The organism is Nitrincola lacisaponensis (genome assembly GCF_000691225.1).
GTDB classification, from domain to species: domain Bacteria; phylum Pseudomonadota; class Gammaproteobacteria; order Pseudomonadales; family Balneatricaceae; genus Nitrincola; species Nitrincola lacisaponensis.
Genome location: NZ_JMSZ01000001.1, coordinates 142,512 through 157,104, shown reverse-complemented (window position 1 = coordinate 157,104; position 14,593 = coordinate 142,512). Strand labels below are relative to the sequence as shown.

16 protein-coding genes are annotated in these 14,593 nt (G+C 50.6%); 1 reads left to right on the top strand and 15 read right to left on the bottom strand.

Annotation, left to right across the window (positions count from 1 at the left end; translation table 11 throughout):
• Positions 1-87 precede the first annotated feature (87 nt).
• The 13 genes from ADINL_RS00770 to mnmG form a co-directional block, all read right to left on the bottom strand.
• Positions 88-513 (bottom strand): F0F1 ATP synthase subunit epsilon, encoded by a 426-nt coding sequence (locus ADINL_RS00770; protein WP_036542552.1) that lies wholly within the window; start codon positions 511-513, stop codon positions 88-90.
• Positions 514-545: 32 nt separating this feature from the next.
• Positions 546-1,925 (bottom strand): F0F1 ATP synthase subunit beta, encoded by a 1,380-nt coding sequence (gene atpD / locus ADINL_RS00765; RefSeq protein ID WP_036542549.1) that lies wholly within the window; start codon positions 1,923-1,925, stop codon positions 546-548.
• 37 nt (positions 1,926-1,962) lie between these two features.
• Positions 1,963-2,832 (bottom strand): F0F1 ATP synthase subunit gamma, encoded by an 870-nt coding sequence (gene atpG / locus ADINL_RS00760; RefSeq protein WP_036542546.1) that lies wholly within the window; start codon positions 2,830-2,832, stop codon positions 1,963-1,965.
• Positions 2,833-2,910: 78 nt separating this feature from the next.
• The gene (gene atpA / locus ADINL_RS00755; RefSeq protein WP_036542545.1) at positions 2,911-4,455 is read right to left on the bottom strand and encodes a F0F1 ATP synthase subunit alpha; all 1,545 of its coding nucleotides are present in this window, start codon (positions 4,453-4,455) and stop codon (positions 2,911-2,913) included.
• A gap of 15 nt (positions 4,456-4,470) precedes the next feature.
• Positions 4,471-5,007, bottom strand: coding sequence for a F0F1 ATP synthase subunit delta (locus ADINL_RS00750; RefSeq protein ID WP_036542625.1), 537 nt, complete (start codon positions 5,005-5,007; stop codon positions 4,471-4,473).
• Positions 5,008-5,019: 12 nt separating this feature from the next.
• Complete coding sequence (locus ADINL_RS00745) at positions 5,020-5,490, bottom strand: F0F1 ATP synthase subunit B (RefSeq protein WP_036542543.1); 471 nt, start codon at positions 5,488-5,490, stop codon at positions 5,020-5,022.
• 75 nt (positions 5,491-5,565) lie between these two features.
• Entirely contained in the window at positions 5,566-5,790 is a 225-nt protein-coding gene (gene atpE / locus ADINL_RS00740; RefSeq protein WP_036520659.1) for a F0F1 ATP synthase subunit C, read from the bottom strand.
• A 72-nt stretch (positions 5,791-5,862) separates the two neighbouring features.
• On the bottom strand, positions 5,863-6,687 hold the full coding sequence (atpB, locus tag ADINL_RS00735) for a F0F1 ATP synthase subunit A (RefSeq protein ID WP_036542539.1): 825 nt from the start codon (positions 6,685-6,687) through the stop codon (positions 5,863-5,865).
• Positions 6,688-6,703: 16 nt separating this feature from the next.
• Complete coding sequence (locus ADINL_RS00730; RefSeq protein ID WP_161667713.1) at positions 6,704-7,069, bottom strand: ATP synthase subunit I; 366 nt, start codon at positions 7,067-7,069, stop codon at positions 6,704-6,706.
• A gap of 199 nt (positions 7,070-7,268) precedes the next feature.
• Positions 7,269-8,171, bottom strand: a complete 903-nt coding sequence (locus ADINL_RS00725) for a ParB/RepB/Spo0J family partition protein (RefSeq protein WP_036542531.1) — start codon at positions 8,169-8,171, stop codon at positions 7,269-7,271.
• Complete coding sequence (locus tag ADINL_RS00720; RefSeq protein ID WP_036542528.1) at positions 8,171-8,986, bottom strand: ParA family protein; 816 nt, start codon at positions 8,984-8,986, stop codon at positions 8,171-8,173. The genes ADINL_RS00725 and ADINL_RS00720 overlap by 1 nt, the downstream gene beginning before the upstream one ends.
• Positions 8,987-8,988: 2 nt before the next feature.
• Positions 8,989-9,612 (bottom strand): 16S rRNA (guanine(527)-N(7))-methyltransferase RsmG, encoded by a 624-nt coding sequence (gene rsmG / locus ADINL_RS00715; protein ID WP_036542525.1) that lies wholly within the window; start codon positions 9,610-9,612, stop codon positions 8,989-8,991.
• Positions 9,609-11,507 carry a tRNA uridine-5-carboxymethylaminomethyl(34) synthesis enzyme MnmG gene (gene mnmG, locus ADINL_RS00710; RefSeq protein ID WP_152547584.1) on the bottom strand — a complete coding sequence of 633 codons (1,899 nt, stop codon included), beginning with the start codon at positions 11,505-11,507 and terminating at the stop codon, positions 9,609-9,611. The genes rsmG and mnmG overlap by 4 nt, the downstream gene beginning before the upstream one ends.
• A gap of 568 nt (positions 11,508-12,075) precedes the next feature.
• Between mnmG and ADINL_RS00705 the strand changes: the two genes are divergently transcribed.
• Positions 12,076-12,627 carry a copper chaperone PCu(A)C gene (locus ADINL_RS00705; protein ID WP_036542520.1) on the top strand — a complete coding sequence of 184 codons (552 nt, stop codon included), beginning with the start codon at positions 12,076-12,078 and terminating at the stop codon, positions 12,625-12,627.
• Positions 12,628-12,676: 49 nt separating this feature from the next.
• Here the strand turns inward: ADINL_RS00705 and ADINL_RS00700 are convergent, their stop codons facing one another.
• Positions 12,677-13,234, bottom strand: a complete 558-nt coding sequence (locus ADINL_RS00700) for a carboxymuconolactone decarboxylase family protein (protein ID WP_036542517.1) — start codon at positions 13,232-13,234, stop codon at positions 12,677-12,679.
• A gap of 9 nt (positions 13,235-13,243) precedes the next feature.
• On the bottom strand, positions 13,244-14,572 hold the full coding sequence (locus ADINL_RS00695; protein WP_036542514.1) for an aspartate aminotransferase family protein: 1,329 nt from the start codon (positions 14,570-14,572) through the stop codon (positions 13,244-13,246).
• Positions 14,573-14,593: the final 21 nt, after the last annotated feature.

Genomic DNA, 14,593 nt, shown 5'->3' with positions numbered 1-14,593 from the left:
ATTAACTATGCCACTACAATTCGTATGCATTACATCCGGTAAATAAAAAAGCCTCCCGAAGGAGGCTTTTTTTGTATCGGCAAGCGATTACTTGCCAAGCTTTTTCTTGATCTGCTGCAGAGTACGCAGCTGAGCTGCGGCTTCTGCCAGCTGGGAGGCAGCACGTGAGTATTGGAACTCACCGGATTTGTCAGAAATAGCATGCTGAGCATGTTTCTGAGCTTCCATTGCTGCAGCTTCATCCAGATCCTTGGCATGCAACGCTGTGTCTGCCAGTACCGTTACCTTGAACGGCTGAATCTCAATAAAACCACCAGAGACGTAGAATACGTCCTGTTCACCGCCCTCTTTTCGCAGTTCGACCGGGCCTGGTTTCAGTTCCGTTAACAGCGGAGTGTGACCGGGCATGATACCCAGGTCACCCAGGCTACCTGTCACCGAGATAAACTCGACCATGCCAGAGAAAATTTCCTCTTCAGCACTGACGATCTCGCATTGAACAGTTACAGCCATGTTGATTACCTCTTAAAAGGTTCCGCCAGAACTTATTTCATGCCCTTGGCTTTCTCAATCGCTTCTTCGATACCGCCAACCATGTAGAAGGCCTGCTCCGGCAGGTGATCATATTCACCTTCCAGAATACCTTTAAAGCTGCTGATAGTATCTTTCAGCGGTACGTATTTGCCCGGAGAACCGGTGAATACTTCCGCAACGAAGAACGGCTGAGACAGGAAACGCTGAATCTTACGTGCACGGGATACGATCTGCTTGTCTTCATCAGACAGCTCGTCCATACCCAGAATCGCAATGATGTCTTTCAGCTCTTTATAGCGCTGCAGAACACCCTGTACGTTACGTGCAACTTCGTAGTGCTCCTGGCCGATAACCAGCGGGTCCAGCTGACGTGAAGTCGAGTCCAGCGGATCTACGGCAGGGTAGATACCCAGCTCGGCGATCTGACGAGACAGTACCACGGTCGCATCCAGATGCGAGAAGGTGGTCGCTGGAGACGGGTCAGTCAAGTCATCCGCCGGTACGTATACCGCCTGGATAGACGTGATAGAGCCGACTTTGGTAGAGGTGATACGCTCCTGCAGAACGCCCATCTCTTCCGCCAGTGTTGGCTGGTAACCTACCGCAGAAGGCATACGACCCAGCAGTGCTGATACTTCAGTACCGGCCAGGGTGTAACGGTAGATGTTGTCAACGAACAACAGTACGTCACGACCTTCGTCACGGAATTTTTCTGCCATGGTCAGACCGGTCAGCGCTACACGCAGACGGTTACCTGGTGGCTCGTTCATCTGACCGTATACCAGAGATACTTTATCCAATACATTGGACTCTTTCATCTCGTAGTAGAAGTCGTTACCTTCACGGGTACGCTCACCGACACCGGCAAACACAGAGAAACCGCTGTGCTCGATCGCGATGTTACGGATCAGCTCCATCATGTTTACGGTTTTACCTACACCGGCACCACCGAACAGACCGACTTTACCACCCTTGGCAAACGGGCATACTAGGTCGATAACCTTGATACCGGTTTCCAGCAGTTCGTTGGAAGCTGCCTGGTCTGCATAGGAAGGTGCTTTACGGTGAATAGGCATACGCTCTTCTTCACCAATCGGGCCCGCTTCATCAATCGGGTTACCCAGTACATCCATAATGCGTCCCAGAGTCGCTGTACCGACAGGTACAGAGATAGGCGCACCAGTATTTTCTACATCCAGTCCACGGCTCACACCTTCGGTCTGACCCATGGCAATTGCCCTGACAACACCATCGCCCAGCTGCTGCTGAACTTCCAGTGTCAGGCCGGTTTTAGTGACGTGTAATGCGTCATAAACCTTCGGAATGGAGTCACGTGGGAATTCCACGTCAACTACCGCACCGATAATCTGAACAATACGTCCGCTACTCATGTTCGGATCCCCTCAACGTTTAAACCTGTTCACTGCACTATACAGCAGCAGCACCACTGACGATCTCAGATATTTCCTGAGTGATAGCCGCCTGACGAGCTTTGTTGTATACCATTTGCAGCTCATCAATAAGGTCGCCAGCATTATCTGTTGCGTTTTTCATCGCCAACATACGTGCTGCCTGCTCACAGGCGATATTCTCAATCACACCCTGGTAAACCACTGATTCCACGTAACGGATAAAGAGTGCTTCAAGCAACTCTTTGGCATCCGGCTCGTACAGGTAGTCCCAGCTGCGCTTGAGCTGTTCATGTGTATCACTTTCGTCTGCCTTGGCAGGCAAAATCTGCTCGACCGTCGGCTTCTGGGTCATGGTATTCACGAACTCATTCGAGACGATGAATATTCTGTCCAGTCTGCCTTCCTCGTATGCACTCAGCATCACTTTCACTGAACCGATCAGATCAGCCAGTTCCGGTGTGTCACCGAGATGGCCTTTCGCTGCCACCACGTTGCCGCCGTAGTTCTTGAAGAAGGTAATCGCCTTGTTTCCCAGTGCACAGATATCGATTTCGACATTCTGTGAATGGTACGCTTTCATAGCGCTGACGGCTGCCTTGAAGGTATTCACGTTCAAGCCACCACACAGACCACGATCCGTGGACACGACGATAAAACCGACGCGTTTCACTTCACGTTCCTGCATGTACAGATGGTTATACTCAGGGTTGGCTGTTGCCAAGTGATGTATAACGCTCTTGATGCCGTTTGCGTACGGGCGGGAAGCCTTCATGCGGTCCTGAGCTTTGCGCATTTTTGACGCAGCCACCATTTCCATGGCGCTGGTAATTTTGCGCGTGCTGCCAATGCTCGCAATCTGTGTCTTAATCTCTTTTCCGACTGCCATAGTTCCGCCTCTATTCCTAACTCAGTGTCCGGTCTGCCGGGTGCATGGCACCCGCAGACCCACTACTCTGACGAGTACTTACCAAGTCTGGGTAGATTTGAACTTCTCGATGCCGGCTTTGAACTTCGCTGAAATCTCGTCGTTATAATCGCCGGATTCATTGATAGACTTCATCAGGTCAGCAAATTCGCTGTTGAAGAAGCCGATCAGCGCAGTTTCAAAAGCACCGATTTTGTTCAGTTCTACGTCTTTCAGGAAGCCTTCGTTGGCAGCGAACAGACTCAGACCCATCTCAGCGACGGACATCGGAGAATACTGTGCCTGCTTCATCAGCTCGGTAACACGCTGACCATGCTCCAGCTGAGCACGGGTTGCTTCGTCAAGATCGGAAGCAAACTGTGCAAACGCAGCCAATTCACGGTACTGTGCCAGCGCCAGACGTACACCACCACCCAGTTTTTTGATGATCTTGGTCTGCGCAGCACCACCTACACGGGATACAGACAGACCCGCGTTGATCGCCGGGCGGATACCTGAGTTGAACAGGTCGGATTCAAGGAAGATCTGACCATCAGTGATCGAGATAACGTTGGTTGGTACGAACGCCGAAACGTCTCCACCCTGAGTCTCGATTACAGGCAGCGCTGTCAATGAACCGGTTTTACCTTTGACTTCACCCTTGGTGAACTTCTCAACATAATCTTCGTTAACACGAGCAGCACGCTCAAGCAAACGAGAGTGAAGATAGAACACGTCACCAGGATAAGCTTCACGACCCGGTGGACGACGCAGCAGCAGGGAGATCTGGCGATAAGCCCAGGCCTGCTTGGTCAGATCATCATAGATGATCAGTGCATCTTCACCGCGGTCGCGGAAATATTCACCCATGGAGCAACCGGCATAAGGTGCCAGGAACAACATGGAAGCAGGGTCAGCAGCACCAGCGGCTACAACGATGGTGTGATCCATCGCACCGTGCTCTTCAAGCTTGCGTACCACGTTAGCAATGGTGGACTGTTTCTGTCCGATCGCTACGTAGATACACTTGATGCCGGTACCTTTCTGGTTGATGATCGCATCAATTGCGATTGCTGACTTACCGATCTGACGGTCACCGATGATCAGCTCACGCTGACCACGACCGACCGGTACCATGGCATCGATCGCTTTCAGACCTGTCTGAACAGGCTGATCTACCGATTTACGATCGATAACACCCGGTGCCACTTTTTCGACCGGATCGCTCAGTTTAGCTTCAATGGGGCCCTTGCCATCGACCGGGTTACCCAGTGCGTCTACAACGCGACCGAGCAGTTCAGGACCGACGGGGACTTCCAGAATACGGCCTGTGCAGCGAGCAGTCATGCCCTCTACCAGACCTTGATAGTCACCCAGAACCACGGCACCGACAGAGTCGCGCTCAAGGTTCAGAGCCATACCATAGATACCACCCGGGAATTCGATCATTTCGCCGTACATTACGTCGGCCAGACCGTGAATCAGGATGATACCATCAGATACGCTTACGATTGTGCCCTCATTACGGGCTTCAGAAGACACGTCGAGCTTTTCGATGCGCTTCTTGAGAATCTCGCTGATCTCAGATGGATTCAGTTGCTGCATTGTTATTCCCCATACTCAGGAATTCATCGCTTCGGCCAGTTTCGCCAGTCTCGCGCGAACCGAACCGTCGATCACAAGGTCATTTGCGCGAAGGATGACGCCACCCAGAATGGACTGATCCACCCGAGAGGTCACTTTCACTTCGCGTCCCAGTTTGGAGCGCAGTGCTTGAGCCAGTTTATCAACCAGTTGTTGATCCAGTTCATACGCTGTTGTCAGATCAACATCGACTGACATTTCATGATCGGCTTTAAGCTGATCAAACTGCACTGAGATTTTTGGAAGCAGTGCCAGACGGCCATTTTCAGCCAGCAGGTGAATAAAATTCTGTCCTGCTTCGTCCAGATTTTTTTCACAGACTGAAATAATCAGCTGTGCTTTCTGCTCCGCACTCAGTGAAGGCGTTCCAAGAACTCGCTTCATGTCACTGTCATTCACGACAAGCGCCGTAAATGCCAGCATTTCTGACCACTGATCGAGGCCGCCCTTATTCAGCGCATAGTCAAACGCTGCTTTGGTATAAGGCCGTGCGATTGTGTTGAGTTCAGCCATCATAAACCTCGCTTAAAGCTCAGCGGCCAGTTTTTCAACCAGCTTGGCATGTGCTTTTTGGTCAACAGAGGCTTCCAATATCTTTTCAGCACCGGCAACTGCCAGAACAACAACCTGGGCACGAAGAGCTTCGCGAGCCTGGTTGATTTCCTGGTTCAGTTCAGCCTGAGCAGCCGCTTTCACACGGTTGGCTTCTTCACGAGCCTGCTCTTTTGCCTCTTCGATTATCAGGTTAGCGCGCTTGTTGGCCTGTTCTATGATAGCAGCAGCCTGTACTTTGCTTTCACGCAGATCGTCAGCGGCACGCTCTTGAGCGAGTCGCAGATCACGTTCAGCACGGTCAGCTGCATCCAAACCTTCGGCAATCTTCTTTTTGCGTTCTGCCATGGCAGCCGTAATCGGCGGCCATACATACTTCATGCAGAACATGACAAAAATGGCGAATGCTATGGCCTGACCAATGATGGTGAGATTAATATTCACGCCATTACCCCTCGCGGTTGATTTGTATGGTTAGGACCCGGCAGGGTCAGCCCCAAAAGGTATAATTACCGGCTATCAACCTGCGAACAGCATGTACAGTGCCATACCAACACCGATCATCGGAACCGCGTCAACCAGACCGACGACGATGAAGAACTGGCTACGCAGCAGCGGTACCAGCTCGGGCTGACGTGCAGCACCTTCCAGGAACTTACCACCCAGCAAACTTACGCCCAGAGCACCAGCCAGTGCAGACAGACCCAGCAGCAGAGCAACAGCGATAAACAGCAGTTCAGCCATTTTTTTTCTCCAACATTTTTAAGGTTAAAGTGAATTGAAAACTCGTTTTTAATGTTTGGCACTGATCAGCGATCAGTGCTCATGTTCATCATGTGCCATTGCCATATAGACAATCGTCAGCACCATGAAGATAAACGCTTGCAGAACGATGACCAGAATATGGAAGATCGCCCAAGGTACTGAAAGCACCCATTGAATCCAGAACGGCAACAGCGCGATCAGGATAAAGATGATTTCACCCGCATACATGTTTCCGAACAGACGCAAACCCAGTGATACCGGCTTGGCAAACAGGTTTACCAGCTCCAGGAACAGGTTGAACGGAATGAAATACTTGCCCAGCGGCTGCAGTGACAGCTCGGCTGCAAAACCTTTAACGCCCTTGACCTTGATACTGTAGTAGATGATCAGGAAGAACACACTGAAACTCATACCCAGTGTGGCGTTGATATCGGTTGTTGGTACAATTTTCCAGTAGGGCAGGCCCATTTCACCGGCAATGTAGGGAATAAAGTCTACCGGGATGAGCTTCAACAGGTTCATCAGGAAAATCCACACAAACACCGTCAGCGCCAGAGGAGCGATGGTGGGGTTATTGTGATGGAAAATACTCTTGACGTTGTCCTGTACAAATTCGACCACAACTTCAATGAAGTTCTGCAGGTTACCCGGAACACCACTGACTGCGGTATCGGCAACTTTCTTGAACAACCAGATGAAGAACACACCGGTCAGGATCGAAAAGAACATGGTATCGACATGAATCGCCCAGAACCCCATCTCTGCAGCTTTCTGACCACCAGCAAAACCCCAACCGTCAACGGGGTGATTACCAAAAGTCAGATTACTCAGGTGATGGGAAATATATTCTGAGGATGTTTGGTTTTCGCTTGCCATTCTCAGCTACTCTCAGTCAAAGTTTCAGAAATCGTTGATTCAGTTTCAGTTGCAGATACCAACCGGTGACCTGCAACAGGATATACGTCACAAACAGCGCGCCGGCATTCAGCGGCTCAACCAGCATGAACACCAGACTGAACAGTGCCACGGCCAACAAAACCTTTACGGTTTCACTGATATACATGTTGGCCAGTATTTCGCGTGGCGTCTGTGCTGTGTTTTTTACCAATACTCTGAGTGAAAACCAGCCTGCGGGCATCAGATACAAAAGCCCGCCTATCAATGCAGAATAGGCTGTCACAAAATCTTTCAACATCAGTAGCAACGCCAGCAAGCAGGTCAGAGCCAACTGCACCAACAGTATGCGAAAGTACTGCATTGCAAAGCGGCGACTCTGTTTACTTCTGCCTGCGTTTGACGCCAAACCAGCAGATTCTATTCGTTTCTCCTGATCCTGGCTCATGAGTTCCAACTGCAGCCCGATGTTAAGTCCGGGGATTATAGGGGTTTAGGCCTGATGACTCAACAGATATAGCGCTTCTCTGTTACTAAGGTCTTAAGATTTAACCCCTAAGGACTCAGATATCCTGAGCCGTATCCAACCGGGCCAGAATGGCGTCAAGTTGTTCTTGAGAGTTGAAACTGATACTGATTTTTCCTTTGCCCTGTGCACTGGCTGCGATCTTCACCGGTGCTGAAAAATGACGTGACAGCAACCCGGAAATTTCTTTGAAGGTTTCATTCTGAACCGGCGCTGTTGGTTTTCTGGAAATTTCACCTGACTGATATTTTTTCACCAGCAGTTCAGTTTCGCGTACAGACAGGGCGCGTGATACCACCTGCGCAGCCGCCTCAACCTGTTGTTCACCTTCCAGCCCCAGCAAAGCACGGGCATGGCCCATTTCCAGATCGCCATACTCGAGCATTTTTCTGACATCTTCTGTCAGGTTCATCAGACGCAGCAGGTTAGCAATGGTGGAGCGGGATTTACCCACGGCATCAGCAACCTGTTGTTGCGTCAGCTCAAACTCGGTTTGTAACCGGTGCAGGGCGACCGCTTCTTCCATCGGATTGAGGTTCTCGCGCTGAATGTTTTCAATCAGCGCCATGGCAATCGCCGCTTCGTCAGGCACATCCCGGATGATCGTCGGAATTGTGCTCAATCCAGCCATCTGGGTTGCCCGCCAGCGGCGTTCACCGGCAATGATTTCATAGCGATTGTCAGCGATGGGACGCACTACGATGGGCTGCATGACACCCTGCGCGCGAATCGATTCAGCCAGCTCTTCCAGTGCCTGAGGTTCCATATCACGACGCGGCTGATAACGCCCACGTTCAATACGGTTGATATCCATATGCTGCAGCTCACCCTGAGTGGACAAGGGTTCAGCAGCTTCATGCAGCGGTGATTCAGTGTCATCCGACATCCCTGACAACAAGGCATCCAGACCTCGTCCCAGACCACGCTTTTTCACCACCATTATTCTGCTTCCTGTGTTTCGGGTTGTTGTTCAACGGCCTGTTTCTGCTCAGCTTCGGTACGACGAATCAATTCACCAGCCAAAGCCAGGTAGGACAACGCACCACGTGAGCTTTTATCATATTGCAGTACCGGCAAGCCATGACTCGGAGCTTCAGCCAGACGCACATTACGCGGAATGACCGTGCGATACACCTTGTCACCAAAATACTCCACCAGATGCACCGACACATCACGCGTCAGACTCATACGTGGATCAAACATGGTGCGCAGGATACCCTCAATTTTGAGTTCAGGGTTCAGTCGCTTGTGAATCTTGTCGATGGTACCGATCAGGGCACTGATCCCTTCCAGAGCGTAATACTCACACTGCATGGGTATCAAAACACCGGCCGAGGCTGACAGAGCATTAACAGTCAGCAGGTTCAAGGAGGGGGGGTTGTCCAGCAGGATAAAATCATAACGGTCAGCCAGCGGCATCAACGCCATTTTCAGACGGAACTCGCGACGCGGCAATTGCAGCAGTTCAACTTCTGCCGCCGTCAGATCGCCATTGGCACCTATAATATCAAATCCACCAGGCAATCCGCGACGAATACAGTCTTCCGCACTCATGGCACCGGTCAGCAGCTCATAGGATGAACCTTCCAGTTCATGTTTGTCGACGCCGCTCCCCATGGTTGCATTCCCCTGGGGGTCCAGGTCGATCAACAGCACGCGCTTTTTGGTCGCAGCCAAGGAGGCTGCAAGATTGACACAGGTTGTGGTTTTACCAACACCACCTTTCTGATTGGTAATTGTGAGAATCTTAGCCACCGTCAAGCTCTCCCGAGTATCAGCAGATGTCGCTCAGCATCACACTCCGGAACACTCAGCGAATGAGTCTGTTTGACACAAAAGCCGTTCCGTAGCGTACTGATTTCCTGTTCAGGATACAGGCCTTTCATGGCAAGAAAAATACCCTTATCGGCACAGAGGTGATGTGTCCAGTCGAGCATATCGTTCAAGGACGCGAAAGCTCTGGAGATCACCGCATCAAACGGCTCGGGTTTATATGCCTCAACACGACTGTGAACCACCGTGAGATTGGTTAATCCCAGCTCCAGTTTAACCTGCTGCTGAAAGCGGGTCTTCTTGCCATTGCTGTCGATAGTGGTGATCTGGCAGTCGGGTTTACAGATGGCCAGGGGGATACCGGGCAGTCCCGGGCCACTGCCAACATCAATAATACGCTGGCCCTCAACATAAGGCAGAATACTCAGACTGTCAGCCAGGTGACGGCTAATCATCTCCTGAGGGTCCCGTACAGCTGTCAGGTTATAGGCTTTATTCCATTTAATCAGCAGCTCCAGGTAAGCGATTAACTGCTGTTGCTGTTCAGCAGTAATAGTCAGACCCATCTGCTGTAATTGGCGGGCCAGCTGCGCCGAATAATCCTTCATAGTGCTGCTGCTCGAGCCTGTTTGAAAGCCAGTTGCCGTTTTTTCAGATACACCAGCAACAAAGAAATTGCAGCGGGTGTCATCCCCTGAATTCGAGATGCCTGGGCGATACTGACCGGTCTGACAGCTTCCAGCTTGCTACGTAATTCATTCGAAAGTCCACCGACCTGGGCATAATCCAGATCATCAGGCAGGGGAGTATTTTCCTGCTTGCGCATCTGCTCAATTTCACCGCGCTGACGCTCAATGTAACCGGCATACTTGAACTCGACTTCGACCTGTTCTGCGACAGCAGGGTCGGTGACACCCTGGCCACGCAGCTCAGCGACATCAGCATAATTTAATTCCGGTCGACGAATCAGGTCAGCCAGACTGTATTCGCGTGACAGTGGCGTCTGAAGATGTTGCTGCAAGACCTGAGCTTCTGGAGAGGCTGGCTGTATCCAGGTGGTTTCCAGACGCTGCTTTTCCTGAACAATGGCTTCACGTTTGCGTTCAAAGGCAGCCCAGCGCTCATCTGACACCAGTCCGAGCTGGCGTCCTTTTTCGGTCAAACGCATATCCGCATTGTCTTCTCGCAGCACCAGGCGGTATTCCGCACGACTGGTAAACATGCGATAGGGTTCAGAGGTACCGTGGGTAATCAGATCATCAACCAGAACACCAATATAGGCTTCATCACGACGCGGATACCACTGCTCTTTTTCCTGAACCTGCAATGCTGCATTCATGCCAGCCAACAATCCCTGCGCACCGGCTTCTTCATAACCGGTTGTACCGTTGATCTGACCGGCAAAGTAGAGGCCGGATATAAAACGGGTTTCCAGTGTATGCTTCAGATCCTGCGGATTGAAATAATCATACTCTATGGCATATCCAGGGCGGGTGATATGGGCTTTTTCCAGGCCACGAATGGAACGTACCAGCTCCAGCTGCACATCAAAGGGTAAACTGGTGGAGATGCCGTTGGGATACAGCTCATGGGTCGTCAGCCCTTCAGGCTCAATAAAGATCTGATGTTGATCCTTGTCGGCAAAGCGGTGAATCTTGTCTTCAATCGAAGGGCAATAACGCGGACCGATACCCTCAATCACGCCACTGTACATCGGTGAACGATCCAGACCACCGCGAATAATGTCGTGGGTCCGCAGATTGGTATGGGTAATATAACAACTGATCTGACGTGGATGATCTTCTACCCGTCCCAGATAGGACATAACCGGAGTTGGTGTATCTCCAGGCTGCTCCTGCATCACTGAAAAGTCGACACTGCGGGCATCAATGCGAGGTGGAGTACCGGTTTTCAGACGTTCAACCCGGAAAGGTAACTCACGTAAACGACGCGCCAGCGCAACTGATGGCGGATCGCCGGCACGACCACCCTGGTATTGCTCCAGGCCGATATGAATCACACCTCCCAGGAAGGTACCTGCTGTCAACACGACCGCTCGGGCATGAAAACGTATACCACTTTGGGTGACTACACCGCGTACTTGATCCTGTTCAACAATCAGGTCATCTGCTGCTTGCTGAAAAATTTGCAAGTTGGGCTGGTTCTCCAACTGCTGGCGAATCGCCGCTTTATACAGAATCCGGTCAGCCTGGGCACGGGTAGCCCGCACAGCTGGGCCTTTACGGGCGTTCAGGGTACGGAACTGAATACCGCCCAAGTCAGTAGCCCGAGCCATAGCGCCATCCAGAGCATCAATCTCTTTGACCAGATGACTTTTTCCAATCCCGCCAATTGCCGGGTTACAGGACATCTGCCCGAGAGTTTCGATGTTATGGGTCAGTAACAGCGTGTTGACGCCCATGCGAGCAGCAGCCAGTGCCGCTTCAGTACCGGCATGGCCACCACCTATGACTATGACATCAAAGCGATCGGGGTAATCCACCATTCATTATCACCGTTTGGAAAAAGCCTGACAGCCAGGCGTTTGTTTCAGGGGGGCTAAGTATACCGTTCTGCGCAAGGATAAGGAATGGTCAAAAAATGATCAGTCTTTGAATTGTACGAATTTATAGAAATATAAAGAGATTTAAGAAAAGAGGATTATTGTGATGATTATGTATAGTACCGCTGTTTTCTGTTTAAAAGCTTAAATTTATATTTAATATCAATTGATTATATCAATGGTAACCCTGTTGTCAGCAGGGTACTGAGGGTGTGTGGGGCATGTACAGAGGCTGTGCACAAAACATCGAGTTATTCACAGCCAGATTTGTTCACAAGTTTCCAAAGAGGTTACACCAATAAATTATACATATTATTCACATGTAGATGTGTATAAGTATTTTTTCAGCATATTACTGTGTGTATAGCATGCATAACATGTGATTAAACTGTAGTTTTATCCACATTACCATTAAAAACAAACGACTAAAATCGAATTGGGAAGTGTGGACAAACTGAGATACACTAGCCTCGAATAAGGGAAATCCCCCATTAATCAGGAGTGAATCATGACAGGAACTTTGCGTTTAATTGGCGTATTACTGCTTTCGATGGTGTTTTCCAGTCAATTAATGGCTGCGAGAATCTATACAGACAGTGCCTGGACCCCGAATTTTGCAGTCCCCGGTCTCGATCGTGCACCGGTTTATCTGAGTATTACCAATTTATCTGATTCACCACGTCAGTTAATCGGTGCGTCGACTGAAATTGCTGATCAGGTCAGTATTCAGGCTTTGACTCAGGCGAACAATCGCATGCGGGTCAGCTATATTGAACGTGTTGAGTTACCGGTAGGGGTGACCGTTAATCTTGAAAATTCAGGTTTGTACCTGATGTTGGAAGGTATACAGTCCAATCTGCGCCCTGGCAGTCGCTTTAATCTGACGTTGCATTTTGATCGTGGGGAAGAGCATACATTGCGTGTTCAGGTACGCTCTGTCGGTGTGACAGCAGACCGTATGTTGGAGAATATGCGTACCGATCCGATGCAACCAGGCAGTGCACCCAGACGGACAGAAGGGCTGGAAGAAGGGATCAAGACAGACCCGCTGATTCGCTAAGCGGAAACGGGAACCTTGCCAGTTGTGCAACTGGCAAGGATTCCTGTAATCAAGGCTCGTTAAAAGGCAGGGGTTGCTCTGTATTACGGCGTACTTCAAACACATTCAAGGTCATCGCAACCAGACTGTAGTAGCCGAGAATACCAATCAGATCAACCAGAGCCGCTTCACCGAAATGGGATACAGCCTGCTGATAAAGTGCATCAGGAATGCGCTTTTCTGCATAGAGGGTCTGTGTCAATTGATACACCAGCTGTTCATCTGCATTGGCAAATACCGGGTGTTGTCCAGTGCGTATCGCTTCAGTAATCTGCTTGTCTATGCCGGCCTGATGCGCAATCGGTTCATGGATCTGCCATTCCGCTTGTGATTGCCAGCAGGCCGCTGTGGTGAGAATGGCCAGCTCGCTCAGTCTGAGCGGGATACGGGTATGGTAGCGGCAATAGGCGCCAAGCTGTTGTGCCGGGTCAGCCAGCTCCGGACTGTGCACCCAGGCCAGAAACGGACCATCCAGATTACCACGTGGGCCTTGCAGAATACTGTCCAGTACACGTTGTTGTTCAGCTGTGGTGTTGTCCTTGGTCAGAGTGGTCAAGCGTGATTGCATGTGCTTTCCTTAAAGTGCATTCAATGCCTGGTTAATGGCAAGATTCAGTTTAGTAACTATCTCATCAACATGCGCTTCGGTGATGATAAAGGGCGGTGCCAGAAGAATATGGTCTCCATCCTTACCATTCAGAGTGCCACCCATGGGGTAACACATCAGCCCTTGTTGCATGGCTGCTGCTTTGATTTTGGCATGAAGTTTCAAGCCTGAATCAAAAGGCGTTTTACTGTCACGATCCTTGACCAGCTCGATACCGCGGAACAAACCACGCCCCCGAATATCACCAATATGCGGATGATCTCCGAATTGATCAACCAGTGTCTGTTGCAACAATTCACCCATGCGTACGACATTATCCAGCAGTTGACCGGATTCAATACGCTTTTGCACGGCCAATGCAGCAGCGCAGGCGGTTGCGTGACCTATATAGGTATGACCATGCTGGAAAAAGCCCGATCCCTGGCGCAGGGTCTGGATGATTTCATCACTGACCAGCGTAGCGCCGATGGGCTGATAACCACCCCCCAAACCTTTGGCAATACAGATCAGATCCGGTTCAATTCCTTCCTGGGCACTGGCAAACAGAGCACCGGTACGGCCCATACCACACATGACTTCATCGGCAATCAACAAGATGCCATGACGACTGCAAATATCGCGCATGCGCTTGAAGTAGTCAGCTACCGCCGGAACAGCACCCATGGTGGCTCCAACAACTGGTTCAGCAATAAATGCCATCACATTTTCAGCGCCTAGCTCTGCAATTTTCTGTTCCAGCTCATCGGCCAGGCGTGCCGCAAAAGCCGTATCACTTTCATCCGCCAACTGCTCGCGATACGCGTAACAGGGACTCAGGTGATGGATGTTGATCAACAGAGGTTCAAACTGTTGGCGTCGCCACTGATTACCACCGGTTGCCAGGGCTCCCAGTGTATTACCGTGATAGCTCTGACGCCGGGCAATAATATGCTTGCGTTGAGGTTCACCTTTTTCAACATAGTACTGGCGTGCCAGTTTCAATGCCGACTCTACTGCTTCAGAACCACCGGATACAAAATACACCGAGTTGAGTGTTCCTGGCGCCCGGGCTGCCAGAAAGTCAGCCAGGGTTTCCATGGGTTCGGTGGTGAAGAAGGAGCTGTGGGCATAGGCGATCTGATCAATTTGAGCTTTGATCGCTTCAATAACCTCGGTATCACTGTGCCCCAGGCAGGACACTGCTGCACCGCCGCAGGCATCAATATAGCGTTTGTTGTTCGCATCCAGGATATAAACCCCATCTCCTTTGACAGCAGTGGGATAGTTTTGAACGAGGCTGCGATGCAATACGTGGCTCATGACACATCCTTTACGAAGTGA